This window comes from Streptomyces sp. W1SF4, assembly GCF_003950035.1.
GTDB classification, from domain to species: Bacteria; Actinomycetota; Actinomycetes; order Streptomycetales; family Streptomycetaceae; genus Streptomyces; species Streptomyces racemochromogenes.
The window spans coordinates 1,060,501-1,078,946 of the sequence record NZ_CP034350.1; the positions used below are offsets into that span (position 1 = coordinate 1,060,501).

General features: G+C 72.6%; 15 protein-coding genes and 1 pseudogene. 8 read left to right on the top strand and 8 right to left on the bottom strand.

Annotated features, from left to right (window positions below):
- Positions 1-27: 27 nt before the first annotated feature.
- Positions 28-192, bottom strand: a complete 165-nt coding sequence (gene rpmG, locus D1J60_RS05125) for a 50S ribosomal protein L33 (protein ID WP_125595130.1) — start codon at positions 190-192, stop codon at positions 28-30.
- 65 nt (positions 193-257) lie between these two features.
- On the opposite strand from rpmG, the gene rpmB reads away from it, so the two are divergent.
- The gene (gene rpmB, locus D1J60_RS05130) at positions 258-494 is read left to right on the top strand and encodes a 50S ribosomal protein L28 (protein WP_125820300.1); all 237 of its coding nucleotides are present in this window, start codon (positions 258-260) and stop codon (positions 492-494) included.
- Complete coding sequence (gene rpsN, locus D1J60_RS05135; protein WP_125820301.1) at positions 494-799, top strand: 30S ribosomal protein S14; 306 nt, start codon at positions 494-496, stop codon at positions 797-799. The genes rpmB and rpsN overlap by 1 nt, the downstream gene beginning before the upstream one ends.
- Before the next feature lie 67 nt (positions 800-866).
- On the opposite strand, the pseudogene D1J60_RS37930 reads toward rpsN, so the two are convergent.
- The 4 genes and pseudogenes from D1J60_RS37930 to D1J60_RS05155 form a co-directional block, all read right to left on the bottom strand.
- Positions 867-1,252 (bottom strand): annotated as a pseudogene (locus tag D1J60_RS37930) (acetyl-coenzyme A synthetase N-terminal domain-containing protein); the annotation flags it as partial.
- A 57-nt stretch (positions 1,253-1,309) separates the two neighbouring features.
- A complete protein-coding gene (locus D1J60_RS05145; protein WP_241253150.1) occupies positions 1,310-2,929 on the bottom strand; it encodes a bifunctional 3-(3-hydroxy-phenyl)propionate/3-hydroxycinnamic acid hydroxylase in 1,620 nt (539 codons plus the stop codon).
- Positions 2,930-2,936: 7 nt separating this feature from the next.
- Positions 2,937-3,887, bottom strand: coding sequence for a fumarylacetoacetate hydrolase family protein (locus D1J60_RS05150; protein WP_125820302.1), 951 nt, complete (start codon positions 3,885-3,887; stop codon positions 2,937-2,939).
- A gap of 28 nt (positions 3,888-3,915) precedes the next feature.
- Positions 3,916-5,070, bottom strand: a complete 1,155-nt coding sequence (locus D1J60_RS05155) for a VOC family protein (RefSeq protein ID WP_125820303.1) — start codon at positions 5,068-5,070, stop codon at positions 3,916-3,918.
- Positions 5,071-5,206: 136 nt separating this feature from the next.
- Between D1J60_RS05155 and D1J60_RS05160 the strand changes: the two genes are divergently transcribed.
- The gene (locus tag D1J60_RS05160; protein WP_185899517.1) at positions 5,207-5,842 is read left to right on the top strand and encodes a TetR/AcrR family transcriptional regulator; all 636 of its coding nucleotides are present in this window, start codon (positions 5,207-5,209) and stop codon (positions 5,840-5,842) included.
- A 35-nt stretch (positions 5,843-5,877) separates the two neighbouring features.
- On the opposite strand, the gene D1J60_RS05165 is transcribed toward D1J60_RS05160, so the two are convergent.
- On the bottom strand, positions 5,878-7,017 hold the full coding sequence (locus D1J60_RS05165) for a PucR family transcriptional regulator (protein WP_125820304.1): 1,140 nt from the start codon (positions 7,015-7,017) through the stop codon (positions 5,878-5,880).
- A gap of 85 nt (positions 7,018-7,102) precedes the next feature.
- On the opposite strand from D1J60_RS05165, the gene D1J60_RS05170 reads away from it, so the two are divergent.
- Positions 7,103-8,182: a ferredoxin reductase gene (locus D1J60_RS05170; protein WP_125820305.1), complete on the top strand. Its 1,080-nt coding sequence runs from the start codon at positions 7,103-7,105 to the stop codon at positions 8,180-8,182.
- Between the two features lie 7 nt (positions 8,183-8,189).
- A complete protein-coding gene (locus D1J60_RS05175) occupies positions 8,190-9,308 on the top strand; it encodes an acyl-CoA desaturase (protein ID WP_125820306.1) in 1,119 nt (372 codons plus the stop codon).
- A gap of 39 nt (positions 9,309-9,347) precedes the next feature.
- Here D1J60_RS05175 and dhaK read toward each other — a convergent pair whose 3' ends face one another.
- A complete protein-coding gene (dhaK, locus tag D1J60_RS05180; protein ID WP_125598906.1) occupies positions 9,348-10,355 on the bottom strand; it encodes a dihydroxyacetone kinase subunit DhaK in 1,008 nt (335 codons plus the stop codon).
- A gap of 242 nt (positions 10,356-10,597) precedes the next feature.
- On the opposite strand from dhaK, the gene D1J60_RS05185 reads away from it, so the two are divergent.
- The 3 genes from D1J60_RS05185 (at position 10,598) to D1J60_RS05195 (ending at position 14,833) form a co-directional block, all read left to right on the top strand.
- Complete coding sequence (locus D1J60_RS05185; RefSeq protein ID WP_125598909.1) at positions 10,598-11,446, top strand: MIP/aquaporin family protein; 849 nt, start codon at positions 10,598-10,600, stop codon at positions 11,444-11,446.
- 105 nt (positions 11,447-11,551) lie between these two features.
- A complete protein-coding gene (gene glpK / locus D1J60_RS05190; protein WP_125820307.1) occupies positions 11,552-13,069 on the top strand; it encodes a glycerol kinase GlpK in 1,518 nt (505 codons plus the stop codon).
- A 51-nt stretch (positions 13,070-13,120) separates the two neighbouring features.
- Entirely contained in the window at positions 13,121-14,833 is a 1,713-nt protein-coding gene (locus tag D1J60_RS05195) for a glycerol-3-phosphate dehydrogenase/oxidase (RefSeq protein WP_125820308.1), read from the top strand.
- On the opposite strand, the gene D1J60_RS05200 is transcribed toward D1J60_RS05195, so the two are convergent.
- On the bottom strand, positions 14,817-18,242 hold the full coding sequence (locus D1J60_RS05200; RefSeq protein ID WP_125820309.1) for a BTAD domain-containing putative transcriptional regulator: 3,426 nt from the start codon (positions 18,240-18,242) through the stop codon (positions 14,817-14,819). The two genes, D1J60_RS05195 and D1J60_RS05200, sit on opposite strands and share 17 nt — an antisense overlap.
- Between the last annotated feature and the right edge of the window lie 204 nt (positions 18,243-18,446).

The following is an 18,446-nucleotide window of genomic DNA, read 5'->3' on the forward strand; positions in this document are numbered from 1 at the left end:
GGGGCGGGGGTGCGGGGGTGCGGAGGGTCAGCGCTCTTCGCGGAAGTCGACGTGCCGCCGGACAACCGGGTCGTACTTGCGCAGTACCAGCCGGTCGGGATCGTTCCGACGGTTCTTGCGGGTGACGTAGGTGAACCCGGTGCCCGCGGTGGAGCGGAGCTTGATGACCGGGCGGATCTCGTTGCGTGCCATGCGGCTACTATATGGGAATGGTTTCCATTTCCAATACGGAGACCTCGACGAAGGGATCCTCACCCATGTCAGCGCACTGCCAACTGACCGGCAGCAAGCCGGGATTCGGCAACAACATCTCGCACTCACACCGGCGCACCTCCCGCCGCTTCGACCCGAACATCCAGCACAAGCGCTACTGGCTGCCCAGCGAAGGGCGCCATATCCGCCTGACCCTGAGCGCCAGGGCCATCAAGACCGTGGACGCGATCGGCGTCGAAGCCGCGGTGGCCCGCATCCGCGCACGGGGAGGGAAGATCTGATGGCGAAGCGGAGCAAGATCGCGAAGAACGAGAAGCGGAAGGCGGTCGTCGAGCACTACGCCACCCGACGGGCCGAGCTCAAGGAGATCATCCGCCGCCCGTCCTCCACCGCGGCGGAGCGCGAAGCCGCGTACACCGAACTGCGCCGGCAGCCGCGCGACGCCAGCGCCACCCGGGTGCGCAACCGCGACAGCGTCGACGGCCGCCCCCGCGGCTACCTCCGCACGTTCGGACTCTCCCGCGTCCGCACACGGGAGCAGGCGCACGCGGGCTTCCTGCCGGGAGTGACCAAGTCGTCCTGGTAGGCGCCACCCAGGCCGCACGCCCGCCAAAGGAGTCGGGCGTGCGGCCATGGCGCCGCACGAGCACCATCAAGCTCGCGGCGGCGAGGAAAGCGACGATCGCGTGCGGGGTTTTGGAGCCGACGACCCGGTCGCCCTGGCCGACGCCCAGGTCGCGCAGGGTGGCGGCGACGGAGGCCACCTGTGCCCGCAGCCGGCCGCCGACCGCCGGTCACCTCGTATCCGGAGCCGGTCTCGTCGAGGGCGATGATCGCCACGATGTCGTCGGTGAGGGCGTCGGGGAACCAGTGGGCGCCCGGCATCCGCTCCCGCGAGCACCTGTTCGTACGGGGAGTCCGCGTCGACGTCGAAGTAGTCCCACACCGCGGACCAGAAGCCGTCCAGGTCGGTGACCGACCAGTGGTGCAGGGCGGCGTAGTCGGTGCCGGCGAGCCCGGCGTGGCGGGCGGAGTCCATGATGCGGCTGTCGGCGACGGCCTGTGGGTCGGGCGTCCACGGCCGGGTAGGGCGTGGTCAGCGGGGGGCGCGCCTTGGCCGGCTGGTCTGGGCGGTCCGGGCGGAAGGGTGGGGGCTGCGCGTGGTGTGCAGGAGGGACGCCCAGGCGGCGGTGTCCGTGAAGTCGTGCCTCCCGGCCGGGACGAGGTCCATGACGACGCGGTCGGGGCGCAGCAGGACGGCGTCCGCCCGGCCGGCGCGCAGCCAGGCGGTGAGGGTGCCGTCGTCACGGAGGCCGGTCACGGGGATCGCCGGGACGCCGAGCCCGTGGGCGAGGGCGCGCACCGAGGGAGAGGGATCAGCGGCGGTCAGCACGGTGAAGCCGTCGCCGAGCAGTTCGTCGAGGCGGGAGCGCCGGCCGTCGGGTCCCACCACCCGTGGTTGCGGGCAGTGGGTGCCCGCGAGGCTCCCGCGCGTACGACGCCGGACGAGGGGTCCGGCGGTCAGGGGTGGGCTGAGGTCGCGGCCCGCCGCCGTGGTGAGGCCGGGTATGCGGCAGGCCGCGGCCAGGATCCCGCGGCGCAGTGCGGCGGCGCCGTCCTGGCCGCCGGTCATGGCCCAGCCCATGGCGACCGCGAGCCGGATCGCGTGCCGTGCGTGCGGTTTGCGCTCGCTCTCGTAGGTGTCCAGCAGCCGTTCGTCGCCGCCCTGCTGGAGGACTCGGGCGAGCTTCCAGGTGAGGTTGTGGGCATCACGCAGGCCCGAGCAGAGTCCCTGCCCGATGAACGGCGGGGTGAGGTGGGCGGCGTCGCCGAGGAGGAAGACCCGTCCGTTGCGCCACCGGTCGGCCACCCGCGCCCGGAAGGTGTACTGCGTCTCCCGTACGACGTCGAAGTCCCCGTCGTACGAAGGCGACAGCCACGGGGCGATCAGTTCACGGACCGGCTGCCGCCCGTCTTGCAGCCGGAACTCCCAGCGGTAGCGGTCCTCGCCGACGCGCATGAACGTCGCCGGCCGGTGCGGGTCGCAGACCTGGTCGACGCCTTCCCAGCAGCGGACGTCGGCCTTCGTGCGGACGTCGATGACGGTCCAGCGTTCCTCGAAGCGCAGGTCCTCCCATGAGGCGCCGATGGCGGCACGGGTGAGGCCGCCCGCGCCGTCGCAGCCGAGGACCGCCTCGGCCCACAGGTGGTGCTCACCGTCGCCGTCGCGGTAGGTCACGCGGACGGGGCCGGTGGGCTCCGGGCCGACGCCGGTCACTTCGACACCGCCCCGCAGCTCGCACTCGGGGCGCTGGGCGAGGGCGTCGCGTAGCAGTCGTTCCAGCTCGGGCTGGTCGAACATGCTGGTCTGCGGGTAGCCGTGGTGGCCGTGTTCGGAGCGCGGGAACTCGGCCATGACCCGGTGCCGGGCGTCCAGCAGCCGCAGTCCGTGCGCGGGGCGGGCGATCGCGGCGAACTCCTCGCCCACGCCCGCGGCCTGGAGGATGCGGCGCACCTCGTCGTCGGTGGCGACGGCGCGCGGGAGCGGGTAGACGTCCTGGTGGCGTTCCAGGATGACGGTGCGGATACCGCGCCGGGCGAGGAGGAGGGCGGCGGTCACGCCCACCGGCCCGGCGCCGATGATCACGACGGGTGCGGGGGCTGTCCGTGCGGGCCCGGGTGCGGTGGGCCGGGGGCCGGCCTGGTCGGCGGTCATGTGCGGCTCACCTCGGGTCCTGGTTCGCGTCCGTGACGGGCGTGCGCTGCTCGCCGAGGTCGATCCGCCCGTCCGCGGTCGAGATCGTCGCCGTGATCACGTCACCCGTGTGCAGGTAGTGCGGGTTGCGGGCCTGGGACTTGAAGAACGCCTTCCACTTCACGGCGGGCGGCAGCAGCGCGCCGATCTTCTCGACCGCCTTGGGCGGGGCCTTGAGGGCCGTGCCCCCGGGGGTCCCGGTGAGCAGCAGGTCTCCGGGGCCGAGGGTCTGGAAGCGGGCCAGCAGGGTCAGCGCCTGCGCCGGGCGGACGATCATGTCGGCGAGGGTGCGGTCCTGACGCAGCTCGCCGTTGACCGACAGCTTCAGCCGCAGATCGAGGAGGTGGACGAAGTCCTCGGGCTCCAGAAGCGCCAGGTAGGGCCCGGTCGGTGTGAAGGTCGGGTACGACTTGCTCTCGTAGAACTGCGTCTTGGTCAGCTGCACGTCACGGGCGCTGACGTCGTTCGTGAGCACCAGCCCGGCGACATACGAGGGCAGGTCCCGCTCCTCGACCACGGTGCCGACGGGCAGGGGTGCGCCCATGACGAGCCCGAGTTCGATCTCGTAGTCGAGGAACCTCACGTGCGACGGCCGGACGATCGCCTCGTCCGGGCCGCTCACCGAGCCGGACGCCTTGCGGAAGAAGGCGGGCGGGATGTCGCCGGTGAAGCCCGAGTCGCGGGCGTGGCTGCGGTAGTTGACCATCTGGGCGACCACCCGGCAGGGGGTGGTGACCGGCGAGAGGGCCGCTAGATCGACGATGGGCGTGCCCGTGTCGGCCGAGAGCGCCGCCTCCCGTACGGCGTCACGGTCGGCGATGAGTTCGGCGGTGGTGGCGGCCTTGGTGTCGATGGAGACGGCCCGGTTGCCGCGGAGGATCCACCAGCCGTCGGCGGTGCGCAGGACGTTCGTGCTCATATCAGTGCCTTCGTGAGGGGGTTGGGGTTCAGGACTGGGCGGCCTTGAGCAGGCCCAGCAGGCGTGCCGGGTCCATCTCGTTGTCACCCCGCAGGGCTTCGATGACGTCACGGACCCGCTGCGGGGAGGGGCTCGCGCCGAGGAAGTCACGGGTGGCAGGAGGTCCCCACTGGGCGAGGCCGGAGGTCGACATGGGCGCCCAGCCGGGCTCCAGGTCGCAGGAGAACAGGTCACCGTCGGCGAAGTGCTCCAGCATGAAGCGGTCGGGATCGCGCCAGTAGTCGAAGAGCTGGCTGCCCTGGACGTGCCGGCCGATGCCCCAGCTGCGCTGGTAGCCGCGCTCGGCCAGGTACTCGCCGCCCGCGGCGATCGAGTCGAGGTCGGTCACCTGGTAGGCGGAGTGGACGTAGCCGTTGCCCGGGCCCAGGTGCATGGCCAGCGTGTGGTGGTCAACGGCCCGGCTCCCCTGGTCGCAGCGGATGAACGCCATCGTCGGGCCACGTCCGCGCCGGCCGTCCAGGAACAGGAAGTCGGAGACGATCATCCCGAGGGTGTCCAGGTACCAGTCCAGGGCGCGCCCGAACACCCTTGTCTCCAGGACCACGTGCCCCAGACGCTGGATGCGGGAGGGTTCACGCGGCGGGCGCTGGGCGACGTTCGTGCGACGGTGACCGGTGCCGAAGTTGAGCAGGAGCGGCTGCTGCTCGGGCAGTGCGGGCAGTTCCTCCCCGCAGTGCACGACCTGGACCGGGAAACCGGAGGGGTCGAGCAGGTCGACCACCTTGCCGCCGCCGGGCACGTCCGCGTCCCGTACGGACGTGCCCGTGGCGCGGGCCAGCCGGTCCAGGTCGGCGCGCTCGGCGGCGCGGAACGCCGGGCCGATGAAACGGGAGGTCCGGCCGCGCCGGATCACCGTGCACGGCGAGCCGGCGAAGGTACCGCGCAGCCACAGCTCGTCCGCGCTCCGGGCGGCGATGCCGAAGCCGAAGTCCCGGGCGAAGACCTCGGCCCGGTCCAGGTCGGGCTTCTCGAACTCCAGCCAGGCCAGGTCGGCCACCTTGATCACGGGGTTGCGGGACCGTCCGGGGTGTTCGCCGCGCAGGGCGCCCTGCGCGCTGTGGAGGTCCTGATGGGCCGTCCTGACGTCCGGGACGCCGACTGCGGTGACGCGGGTTTCGGACATGGTGCCCTCCAAGCGACATTGCCGTGATGAGGAAATCATCAAGTCTGACGGTTCTGTGCGTCAAGGCGTTCGCGCCAGGAAATGATGAATTCATCAGGACTGCGATCGTCATCGCCTCGGCGGCTAGAATCCGGGCATGCCTACGTCAGCCCCGCCCAGCAACCGATTCGAGCGGCGTCGCGCCGAGACCCGCGGAGCCCTGGTCCGCGCGGCGCGCCGGATACTCGCCGAGACCGGGGACACCAGCGTCAGCATCCAGGTGATCGCCGAGCGCGCCGACGTCGGCTTCGGCTCGTTCTACAACCACTTCGATTCGAAGACGGAGCTGTTCGAGGCAGCGGTGCAGGACGCGCTGGAGGAGTACGGCCAGGCCTTCGACGATCACCTGGCCGGCATCGACGACCCCGCGGAGCTCGTCGCGACGGGCTTCCGGCTCAGCGCCCGCATGGCCGAGTCGCACCCGGAGCTGATGCAGGTGCTGCGCCGCCGCGGCCTGGGCCACATCCACGCGGACAACGGTCTGACCCGGCGAGCGCTGCGGGACCTGGAGGTGGGCATGGCCTCCGGCCGCTTCACCGCCGTCGACACGGCGGTCGCCCTGTCCGCCCTGGGGGGAACCCTGCTGTCCCTGGTGGAGCTGCGGTTCGCCCGGCCCGACGTGGACGGCGACGACGCCGCGGTGAACCTCGCCGAGATGGTCCTGCGCATGCTGGGCGTCCCGCCGCAGGACGCCCACGAGGTCGCCCGGCGCCCCCTCCCCGACCTCGCCTGACCGTCGTTCCGCGGACGGGACGGGCGACGTACGCGTCAGCCGGCCCGGAGGCCGACCGCCAGCGTCAGCTCGAGGATCCGGCGGGGCGACGCGAGGTCCGGAAACAGCTCCCGTACCTGCGACATCCGGTACCGGACGGTCTGGGGATGGACGAACAGCGCCGCCGCCACCTCGTCCCGCCTGCCCTGGTGCAGCAGCCACGCCCGCAGCGTCTCCTCCAGCCGCCGTGCGGTCGCGACGGGCAGGGCCCGCAACGGTGCGAGGGCTCGGGCACGCAGGTCCGCGAACGCCTCCGCGTCGGCGCTCAGCACCAGCTCGGGCAGGTGGTCCTCGGTGTCGCGGATGTCGGCGGAGAGGGAGCGCGCGCGTACGGCTCGTGCGTACGAGGCGGACGCACGGGTCCAGGGCCGGGGCGGGCCGACCACGGCGGTGCGGTCGGTCAGCTGTCTCAACAGGTGTGACCGGTCGGCATCGGGGACGAGCAGCACACCCGAGGTGTCCGGCAGATCGTCGAGGACGAGGGTGCTCGGGTCCAGCGTGCGGTAGGCGGGCCGGGCCTGGGCGGCCGGCAGCAGGACCGCGGTCAGCGAAACCGGAGGCTGCCAGCCGGCCCGTTGGACGGAGGCCAGCAGCACGTCCGAGGCCGCGCCCGTGAGGAGGTCGCGGGCCAGGTGCTCCAGGTGCCGCTCGTGCTCCCGGCCCCGGGCGGCCAGCTCGTCGGCATGGCCCGCGGCGCTCGCGGCGGAGAGCTCGTCGATGTAGGCGAAGGTCAGCTCGGCGAACTTGGCGACCTCGGCGGCGGGCAGACCCGCGGGTACCGCCCCCGCCGCCAGACATCGCCATGCCACACGGGCGCCGACGCGGTAGGCGCTGAGCAGGGCGTCCATCGAACGGCCGTCGCGCACCTCGCCGCGACCCAGCTCGTAGGCGGCGTCACCGGCGTCGCCGCCCGTGGCGTTCCCGCTCGCGAGGTCCAGGTAGTGCCCCAGGGCGGTGCGGACGGCTCGGCGGATGGTGCCGCCCATACGGCCGGAAAGGGCGTTGGCGTAGGGAGGGACCTCGTCGATGATCGCCTGGACGACCTCGTCGGCAGTGGTCTTCAGCGCGGCCCGAAGTGCGGTGACCGTCGTCGCATCCAGAGACAGATCGGTGACTCTCCGAATCGGATGACTCATCTTCATTCCCTGCGAACAATTCAGTCGGGCAGATTTACGTCCTGCGGTCAGGACTTTACGCCTTGAGGCGGATCAAGCTGGAGTCATGACGAGTGCAGCCCTCCGCAGTGGGGCGTGGAAACTGCTGGAGATGGTCACGACGCCGCTGCTGCCGTCGGATTACCTCGACCTGGTCAGTCCGCTGCGTGCGGGCGCTGACCTGCGGGGGCGCATCGAGGCCGTGCACCCCGAGACGGGTGACGCCGCGACCCTCGTGATCAGGCCGGGACGGGGCTGGCGCGGCCACGCGGCCGGTCAGTACGTGCGGATCGGGGTCGACGTCGACGGGAGGCGCCTGTGGCGCTCCTACTCCCTCACCTCGCCGCCACACCGCCGGGACGGCCGCGTCACGATCACCGTGAAGGCGATCCCGGGCGGCAAGGTCAGCAACCACCTGGTCCGCAGGGCGAAACCGGGCACGCTGGTCCAGCTCGACCAGGCGACCGGTGACTTCGTGCTGCCGCAGACCAAGCCCGCCAAGGTGCTCTACCTGACGGCCGGCAGCGGCATCACGCCCGTGATGGGCATGCTGCGTGACATCGCGCTCGATGACGTCGTCATGATCCACTGCGCGCCACAGCCGCAGGACGTGATCTTCCGCAAGGAACTCCACGACCTGGTCGCGGACGGCAGGCTGCGGCTCACCGAGGTGCACACCGACGCGGACGGCAGGCTCGACCTCGCCCGTCTCGACGAACTGGTGCCCGACTGGGCCGAGCGCGAGACCTGGGCCTGCGGGCCCGCGGGCCTGCTCGACGCCGCCGAGGAGCTCTGGAGCGCACACGGCGTCCGAGAGCGCCTGCACACCGAGCGCTTCCGCCCCGCGACCGTCGTCGCCGGTGACGGCGGCGACGGCGGTGGCGGTGGCGGTGGCGAGGTCACGTTCAGCACCACGGGCAAGACCGTCGACGCGGACGGCGCCACGCCGTTGCTGGACGTCGGCGAGGAGGCCGGCGTGCTCATGCCCTCCGGGTGCCGCATGGGGATCTGCTTCGGCTGCGTCACGCCGCTCAGGGAGGGCGCCGTCCGCGACCTGCGCACCGGCGAAATCACCGAGGCCGCGCCGGGCGTCCTCATCCAGACCTGCGTGTCCGCCGCGGCGGGCCCTTGCGACATCGAACGGTAGGAGCACCTTGACCGCCATCGACCCCACCGCCCACCTGACCGCGGAGCAGATCGAGGAGCTCGGCCGCGAGCTGGACGCGATCCGCGATGAGGTGATCGCCGCCCGCGGTGAGGAGGACGCCGCCTACATCCGCAAGGTCATCTCGGCGCAGCGCAAGCTCGAGCTGGTCAGCAGGGGCGTGCTGCTGTTCTCGTTCTTCCCGCCCGCGTGGCTGATCGGCACCGCCGGGCTGTCCGTGGCGAAGATCATGGACAACATGGAGATCGGGCACAACATCCTGCACGGCCAGTGGGACTGGATGCGGGACCCGAAGATCCACTCCACCACCTGGGAGTGGGACCACGTCTCGCCCTCCGACCAGTGGAAGCACTCGCACAACGAGCTGCACCACACGTACACCAACGTGATCGGCAAGGACAACGACCTCGGCTACGGCATCATGCGCGTGGACGAGGACCAGAGGTGGCACCCGTTCCACCTCGGCCAGCCGCTGTGGAACTTCATCAACGCCTGCTTCTTCGAGTACGGCATCGCCGCGTACGACCTGGAGCTCGGCAAGAACCTGAGCAAGCGCCGCCGCAGGGACCCGGAGTTCCGCGCGCGGGCCAAGGCCGTGGGCCGCAAGATCCGCAAGCAGGTGCTCAAGGACTACGTGATCCACCCTCTGCTGTCGGGCCCGTCGTTCCTCACCACCCTCGCCGCCACGTTCACCGCGAACCTGGTCCGCAACATCTGGACCCACTCGGTGATCATGTGCGGGCACTTCCCCGAGGGCGTACAGGTCTTCGAGCGCCGGTCGATCAAGGGCGAGACGCGTGGCCAGTGGTACCTGCGCCAGATGATGGGCTCGGCGAACATCAGCGGCAGCAGGGCCATGCACTTCATGACCGGCAACCTGTCGCACCAGATCGAGCACCACCTGTTCCCGGACCTGCCGAGCAACCGGTACGCCGAGGTGGCGGTGAAGGTGCGCGCGCTGTTCGAGAAGTACGAGCTGGAGTACGTCACCGGGCCGCTGCCCAAGCAGGTGTTCTCCGCATGGAGCAAGGTCTTCCGGCTCTCGCTGCCGAACAGGAAGCCCAGGGCGAAGACGCCGGACGGCGAGCGGGAGCTCGTCGCGGCCTGACTCCCCCGCCCGTCCGGACGCCGACGGCGGGCGGCGGGGTCAGCGGCCCCAGCGCAGCGCCGCCGTCTGCACCGGCGCGTCCCACAGCCGCAGCATCTCCTCGTCGGCGCGGCACAGGGTCACCGAGCACCCCGCCATGTCCAACGAGGTGACGTAGTTCCCCACGAGGGTCCGGGCCACCGGGACGCCCCGGGCCGCCAGTACCCGGGCCACCTCCGCGTGGAAGCCGTACAGCTCCAGCAGCGGGGTCGCGCCCATCCCGTTCACCAGGGCCAGCACCGGCCCGTCGGCGGCCCGGCCCACGTGCGCCATGCCGTCCAGCACGGCGCCCACCGCGACCTCCGCGATCTCCCCCGCCGGCATCATCGGGCGCCGCTCACGGCCCGGCTCGCCGTGGATCCCGATGCCCAGCTCCAGCTCGCCGTCCGGCAGGTCGAAGGTGGGACTGCCCTTGGCGGGAGTGGTGCAGGCGCTCAGCGCGACGCCGAAACTGCCCGAGGCCTCGTTGACCCGTCGGGCGACCGCGGCCACCTGCGCCAGCGGCGCGCCCTCCTCCGCCGCCGCCCCGGCGATCTTCTCGACGAAGAGCGTGGCCCCGGTGCCGCGACGCCCGGCGGTGTACAGGCTGTCGGTCACGGCGACGTCGTCGTCGACGAGCACTCGCTCGACCCGGATGCCGTCCTCCTCGGCGAGCTCGGCGGCCATGTCGAAGTTCAGTACGTCCCCGGTGTAGTTCTTGACGACGAACAGCACCCCCTGACCGGAGTCCACGGCCTTGGCCGCCCGCACCATCTGGTCCGGCACCGGGGAAGTGAACACCTCGCCCGGACAGGCGGCGGACAGCATTCCGTATCCGACGAAGCCGGCGTGCAAGGGCTCGTGTCCGGAGCCGCCCCCGGAGACGAGACCGACCCGCCCGCCCTGCCGTGCGTCCCGCCGTACGACGACCCGGGCACCGGCGTCCACGTCCAGATCGGGGTGGGCTGCGGCCAGCCCCCGCAGGGCGTCCGCGACCACGGTCTGGGGACTGTTGATCAGCATCTTCATAATGTGCCTCCCGGTCGGGGCCGACGGGTGAGCGTCAGGCCCTATGACCAGTGTGCTGCCGTCCCGCGGACACGAGAACCCGGGCGACCGCCTCGGAGAAGGCCGAGGAGCCTGGAGCGGCACCGCTCTCCACGCGGCCGGACCGCTCTCGCCTTTCCGGTACGGACGACCCGCCTTACGCTGAACCGGGGGGCTCGGGGCAGTCGAATGCCGGTCTTCGGACCGGCGGGAAGCGGGCACCCATGAAGGACCGCCTCACAGCACATGGGCTGGTCGGCGAACTGTCGGCCGAATTCGCCGGCACCATGATCCTCATTCTCTTCGGCTGTGGTGTCGTGGCCCAGGTCGTCGCCGGCGGAGGCCTGACCGACCCGGCGGGCGGCCTCGGAAACCACGACAGCATCGCGTGGGCCTGGGGTCTCGGTGTGACCCTGGGCGTCTACGTCGCGGCGCGGCTGAGCGGCGCCCACCTCAATCCCGCGGTGACCGTCGCCCTGGCCGCTTTCAAGGGCTTCCCCTGGAGCAGGGTGGCCCCCTACGCGCTGGCGCAGCTGGCCGGAGCCTTCGTGGCGGCGCTGATCGTCCGCTGGAACTACACGGAGGCACTGGCGAAGGCCGACCCGGGCCACACGATCAAGACGCAGGGCGTCTTCTCCACCCTGCCGGCCAACGGGAACCCGAACCTGCCGGTGACCGAGTGGGGCGCACTGCGCGACCAGATCATCGGCACCGCACTCCTCCTGATCCTGATCTTCGCGGTCACCGACCTGCTGGGCACGCCTCCCGGCGCCAACCTGGCACCGTTCATCGTCGGCCTGATCGTCGTGGCGATCGGCATGGCCTGGGGCACCAACGCCGGATACGCGATCAATCCGGCCCGTGACCTCGGCCCCCGGCTGGCCAGCTTCCTCACCGGGTACGGCGGGGCATGGAGGGATCAGTACGGCAACCTCTACTTCTGGGTGCCGATCGTCGGCCCGTTCATCGGCGGGGTGCTGGGAGCGGGCATCTACAAGCTCCTCATCGGCCGGTTCCTGCCCGCCGCGGAACCGGAGCCTCCCGGACGTGTACCGGCACCGGAGGAGAGCTGATCGCATCCCCGGCGGGCGGGACGGATCCGGCACGACGGCTCTCCCGTCCCGTCCCGTCGCGGATGACAGCCCCACACACGGCATCCCAAGAGGAGGCGGCACCCCATGGCTGACTTCGTCGGCGCAGTGGACCAGGGCACCACGAGCACCCGTTTCATGATCTTCGACCACGCCGGCAACGAGGTGGCGCGGCACCAGCTGGAGCACTCCCAGATCCTCCCGCGCTCGGGGTGGGTCGAACACGACCCGGTGGAGATCTGGGAACGCACCAACTCGGTCATCCAGAACGCCCTGCGGCACGGCAACCTCGACGCCTCCGACCTGGCGGCCGTCGGCATCACCAACCAGCGCGAGACGACCGTCGTCTGGGACCCGCGCACCGGGCGCCCGTACTACAACGCCATCGTCTGGCAGGACACCCGTACCGACTCCATCGCCGCCGCGCTGGAGCGCGGCGGCCAGGGCGACGTCATCCGCCGCAAGGCGGGGCTGCCACCGGCCACGTACTTCTCCGGCGGCAAGATCCAGTGGATCCTGGAGAACGTCGACGGCGTGCGGGAGGCCGCCGAGCAGGGCAACGCCCTCTTCGGCAACACCGACTGCTGGGTGCTGTGGAACCTCACCGGAGGCCCCGACGGCGGCATCCACGCCACCGACGTCACCAACGCCAGCCGCACCATGCTCATGGACCTGGAGACCCTCGACTGGGACGACGAACTGCTCGGCTTCTTCGACATTCCCCGGTCCATGCTGCCCACCATCAACCCGTCCTCCCACCCCGAGGCGTACGGACGGACCCGCACCTCCCGGCCGTTGCGGGAGGCCATTCCCATCACGGGCGTGCTCGGCGACCAGCAGGCGGCCACCGTGGGCCAGGTCTGCTTCGCGCCCGGCGAGGCGAAGAACACGTACGGGACCGGCAACTTCCTGGTCCTCAACACCGGGACGGAGCTCGTCCGGTCGCAGCACGGGCTCCTGACCACCGTGGCCTACCAGTTCGGCGACAGTCCCGCGATCTACGCACTCGAAGGGTCCATCGCGGTCACCGGCTCCGCCGTGCAATGGCTGCGCGACCAGCTGAAGATCATCGGGGACGCCGCCGAGAGCGAGCGCCTGGCAAGCACCGTGGAGGACAGCGGAGGGATCTACTTCGTCCCCGCCTTCTCCGGCCTGTTCGCCCCGTACTGGCGTTCCGACGCCCGCGGCGCGATCGTCGGCCTCGCCCGCTACCACGACAACGGCCACCTGGCGCGCGCCACCCTCGAAGCCATCTGCTACCAGAGCCGGGACGTCGTGGAAGCCATGGAGCAGGACTCGGGCGTACACCTGGACGTGCTCAAGGTAGACGGCGGGGTCACGGCCAACGACCTGTGCATGCAGACCCAGTCCGACATCCTCGGCGTACCGGTCAGCCGTCCCGTCGTCGCCGAGACCACCGCGCTCGGCGCCGCCTACGCGGCCGGCCTGGCCACCGGCTTCTGGCGGGACACCGACGAACTGCGCACCCACTGGCAGGAGTCCAAGCGCTGGAGCCCCCAGTGGTCGCAGGAACGCCGCACCGAAGGGTACGAGGGCTGGAAGCGGGCGGTGGAGCGCACGCTCGACTGGGCCAAGGTCGAATAGGTTCCGGCCGCCCCGGGTTCCGCCCGCGCCCGCAGCACCGAGGAGGAGACCATGGCCGATCCGGTGGCCCTCTCACCGCAGGCCCGCACACGGGCCCTGGCCGGCATGGGACGCGGCGAACTCGACGTGCTCGTGATCGGGGGCGGCGTCGTCGGCGGCGGCGCCGCCCTGGACGCCGCCACCCGGGGCCTGAGCGTCGGGCTCGTCGAGGCCCGCGACTGGGCCTCGGGCACGTCCAGCCGCTCCAGCAAACTCATCCACGGCGGCCTGCGCTACCTGGAGATGCTGGACTTCCGCCTCGTCGCCGAAGCCCTCAAGGAACGGGGTCTGCTGCTGCGGTACCTCGCCCCCCACCTGGTGCGTCCGGTGCCGTTCCTCTACCCCGTGCGACACCGCATCACCGAGCGCCCGTACGTCGGCAGCGGCGTGCTGCTGTACGACGCGATGGCCAGGGCCTCCGGCACCTCCGGCGGGCTGCCGCACCACCGGCACCTGAGCAGGAGCCGGGCCCTGCGCGAGGCCCCGGCCCTGCGTTCCGACGCCCTGGTGGGTGCCATCCAGTACTGGGACGCCCAGGTCGACGACGCCCGGCACACCATGTTCCTCGCCCGCACGGCCGCCTCGTACGGGGCGCTGGCGGCCAACCGGGCCCGCGTCAGCCGGTTCCTGCGGCAGGGCGAGCGGGTGGTCGGCGCCGTCGTCACGGACCTGGAGAGCGGCGAGGAGACGGAGGTGCGCGCCAAGCAGGTCATCAACGCGACCGGGGTGTGGACGGACGACACCCAGGCCATGGCCGGCACCCGCGGCCAGTTCCACGTCCGCGCCTCCAAGGGCGTGCACCTGCTCGTCCCCCGTGACCGGATCAACTCCCGTACCGGTCTGATCCTGCGCACGGAGAAGAGCGTGCTGTTCGTCATCCCGTGGGGCCGGCACTGGATCATCGGGACGACCGACACCGACTGGACACTCGACAAGGCCCACCCGGCCCTCAGCTCCAAGGACGTCACCTACCTGCTGGAGCACGTCAACAGCGTCCTGAACACCCCCCTGGCCCCCGAGGACGTCGAAGGCGTCTACGCCGGCCTGCGCCCCCTGCTGTCGGGCGAGGCGGCGGAGACCAGCAAGCTGTCCCGGGAGCACCTCGTCGCCCATCCCGTACCGGGACTCGTCGTGGTGGCGGGCGGCAAGTACACCACGTACCGGGTGATGGCCAAGGACGCGGTCGACGAGGCCGTCCGGGGCCTGGACGAGAAGGTTCCCCCCTGCGTCACGGACCGTGTTCCGCTGCTGGGCGCGGACGGCTACCTGGCGCTGTGGAACTCCCGGCACCGGCTTGCCGAGCGCTCCGGGCTCCATGTCGCCCGCATCGAGCACCTCCTGAACCGCTACGGCTCCCTGGCGTCCGAACTGCTCGCCCTGGTGGCCGCCGATCCGACGCTCGGCGAGGCGCTGCCGAGCTCCGACGACTACCTGAGGGTCGAGGCCGTGTACGCGGTGACCCACGAGGGCGCGCGCCACCTGGAGGACGTCCTGGCCCGGCGCACCCGGATCTCCATCGAGTCCTGGGACCGCGGCGTGGACGCGGCGCCGACCGTGGCCCGGCTGATGGCGCCCCACCTGGGATGGGACCGGGCGCACCAGGACCGCGAGGTCGACCACTACCTGGGGCGCGTCGCCGCCGAGCGCGAGGCCCAGCAGCAGCCGGACGACCTGACCGCCGACGCGGTGCGGCTCGGCGCCCCCGACATCATCCCCGTGAACTGAACGGGTGCGCGAACGTGCGGTGGCGCCCGAGTGATGCCGCCAGTTCGGCGGCGGCGCGGCGGGCGGCTGCCGCGTGGTGCGGGGAGTGCCACGCCAGCGCGACGCGCTCGGCGCGGGCGTAGGCCTCGGCGGCGGCCGTCTCCTCGCCGAGCAGGCGGTACAGGTCTCCCAGCGGGTGGGCCAGCGGCCGGGAGGCGTAGGCGGCTCCCGCCGCGCCCCCGAACTGGTCGCGGAGCGGCAGCAGATGGCGGACCAGCAGGCCGGCGGTGTCCACGTCGCCGCACAGGACGGCCAGTTCGCCGCGGTAGTCCAGTTCGATTCCGTACAGGTGGTCGGTCACCGGCGCGGCGGGGAAGGGGATCGCGCGGGCCTCGTCCAGCCGGCCCTGACGGGCCAGCAGGAGGGCGTGCGCCACGGCGACCGGCGCGCCGACCGCCTCGTGGACCTCGCGGACGCTTCGCTCGATGTCCGCCGTCCGCCCCTGGGTGAAGCGGATCGTCCACAGGCCCAGGGTGCGCGGCCCGTTCGCGTGCTGCGCCCCCACCCTGCGGAACAGCTCTTCGGCTCGGGCGTAGCGTTCCTCCGCCTCGGTGAACCGTCCCGCGATGGCGGCGAGCATGGCCTGGGTGGTGACGTTGATGCCGCGCGCCCACAGCATCTCGTACCGGTCGGCGAGGTGCAGTCCCTCGCCGGTGTGCCGGTCGACGCCCGCCGGGTCGTTGCGGGCGGCGGCCGTCATGGCGTCGAGGTGTTCGCAGACCCACCGGTACGCGGGCAGGTCGTGCGCGGAGGCCAGGAGGCGCAGCCGGGCGACGAGGGGGTCCCGGTCCTCGGCGTGGTGTTCGTGGGGAAGCAGTCGGGCGGAGGTCATCAGGGCGGAGGCCAGCAGTTTCGGTTCCCCGGAGGTACGGGCCAGCGCCAGCTGCGCGTCGGCCGCCGCCCGGGCGCGCGTGGCGTCCTCGCCGGCCACCGCGTCCGCCAGGACCTGGAGGACCCTGGCCCGGGTCTCCTCGTTCAGGGAGCGGTCCGCGGCCAGCCGCTCCAGCCGGGCGAGCGCCGTCCGGTCGAAGAGTCCTTCCAGCCGGCTGCGCCAGGGGGAGGGCTCGGTCCAGGCTCCGTAGACGACGGCGACCAGGTCGTCGCGGCGGGCCCGTACCGCGAGTTCCACGGCGCGACTGCGGGTGTGCCGGGCGGCGTCGGTGGCGCCGGCCCGGATCTGGGCGCCGAGCAGGCGCACCAGCAGGCCGACGGTCGCGTCCGGTGCCGCGTACGGGTCGGCGGCGGCCGCCGTGTGCACGTCGATGGCCTGCGCGAGCAGTCCGACGGCGACGTCGTGCGCGTACCTCCGCTCGGCCAGCTCGGCCGCGCGCAGGGCGTAGTCCACGGCCAGCGGGGCGTTGGCGGCGCGGCCGGAGCGGGCGAAGTGGTGGGCCAGTGCCGCCAGGTCGTCGGGGCGGTGGCGGCGCAGGACCGCGGCGACGCGGTCGTGCAGCCGGGCCCGGCGCACGCCGGTCAGGTCGGTGTAGACCGTGTCCCGTACCAGGGCGTGCACGAAACCGACCCTGCCCGGGCCCGGTTCGGTGAGCAGGTCGGCCGCGAGCGCGGCGTCGAGTCCCGCCAGGACCGTCTCCTCGTCCGCGTCGGCCGCCTCCACCAGCAGCGCCGCATCGGCCTCCGCGCCCATGACGGACACCAGGCGCATGGCGGCGAGCGCGGCATCGGGCAGCAGCGCCAGCCGGCGGCGCAGGACGTCCCGGACGCCTTGGGGGACCTCCGAGAGGGCGACGAGTTCGCCTTCGCTGTCCAGGAGCCGTGCGCTCTCCCACACGTAGAACGGGTTGCCTCCGGTACGTGCGGTGATCGCGGCCAGGGTGGCCGGGGCCACGGCGGTACCGCACACCGTGGTGACGACGGTGGCCACGGCGTCGGCCGGCAGCCCGCCCAGCGCGATCCGGTGCGGCGGCCGCGGAGCGAGCTGGGCGAGCGTCTTCGCCAGCCGGTCTCCCGCCTCCGAGGGCCTGTAGCAGGCGACGGTGAGCAGGGGTACGCCCGCGACCGCGCCCGCTGCCTCCAGCAGCGCCAGCGTCTCCGCGTCGGCCCGGTGGAGGTCCTCCAGCAACACGGCGAGCGGCCGCTCGGCAGCCGCGGCGGACAGCCATGCGGCGAACGCCCGGTGCATGCGGAAGCGGCCGGCCGTGGCTTCGTCGCGGGTGGCGACGGGCGCCGTCGTCGGCTCGTGCAGCAGGACGGCCAGCTCCGCCGGGGCGGCGGGCCCGGCCCGGCGGTCGAGCGCGCCCAGCGCCTCGACCCAGGCCCAGGCGGGCGGCGCCCCTTCGTACGCCGGGCAGCGCCCCACCACCACCGTCCAGCCGTCGCCCGCCAGCCGGTCGGCGAGCCGGCCGAGGAAGGCCGACTTGCCGGCTCCCGCCTCGCCGGTGACCAGCATCAGGCCTCCGCCCGCCCGTGCGGCGTGCGCGGCGGCCTCGGCGGTGCGCAGCTCCTCCTCCCGGCCGAGGAACAGCCTCCCCGCGTCGGCCCCGAGCGTCGGTGCCTGTGCCGGTGCCGGTGCTCCGCCGGCCCGGGCACTGTTCACGGCGGCCGCACGGGACACCGAGGACGGGACGGCCGTTCCGGGAGCCGCCGCCGTCGCGGCGCGCAGCACGTCCAGCCGCTGCTCCAGGATGGCCCGCTCGACGCCCCGCAAGACGGGGGAGGGATCGCAGCCCAGTTCCTCCCGCATGACGGACCCGGCCCGGCGCAGCGTGGTCAACGCGTCCGCCTGCCGTCCGCACGCCCACTGGGCGAGCGCGAGCAGCCGCCACCCTTCCTCCCGCAGCGGTTGCGCCGCCACCAGTTCGGCGGCCGCCCGTGCCGCCCCGGCCGGGGACCCGGTACGCAGGTCCGCCGCGGCGGCGAGCTCACGGGCGTCCGCCAACAGCTCGGTCAGCCGCGCCACTTCCGGGGCCGCCCAGTCCTCGTCGGCGTGTTCCTGGAACGCCGGCCCCCGCCAGCAGGCCAATGCCCCGGCCAGCAGTTCCCGGGCCTGGGGTGCCGGAGCCTTGCGGGCCAGCTCCAGCCGGGCCTCGAAGTGCCAGGCGTCCACCGCTTCGCCCGGCAGCCGCAGGGCGTACCCCGGCGCGGAGGTGACGAGCAGGCGCGCGGGGGCGCGGGGCGGCCGCTCCGGTTCCAGCAGTCGGCGCAGGTTGGACACGTAGGCGTGCAGGGAGACGAGGGCCTTGGCGGGCGGGGTGCCGTGCCACAGGTCCTCGGCGAGCCGGTCGACCGAGACCACGGCGCCGCGGGCGACCAGCAGCCGGGCCAGCACGGCACGCTGCCGCGGGGCTCCCAGGGGGACGGCCGTACCCTTCGTCGCGGCTTCCAGGGGGCCCAGCGCTCGTATCTGCAACACGCCGGTGAATGTACCGGAGATGGCGGAGACGACCGGTGGACGGAATCTAAACAAGCCTGCTCAGAGGGGGTTTCGGGGCCGGCTGGGCGACGGCGGCCGTGCGGGGCGGCGCCGATCGCGCGCTCCCGCCAAGTCGGCGCCAAGCGGGTGGGAAGCGAACGCCAAGGGGCGGTCGGCACGCTGCTCCTCCCCCGTCCGCCGACC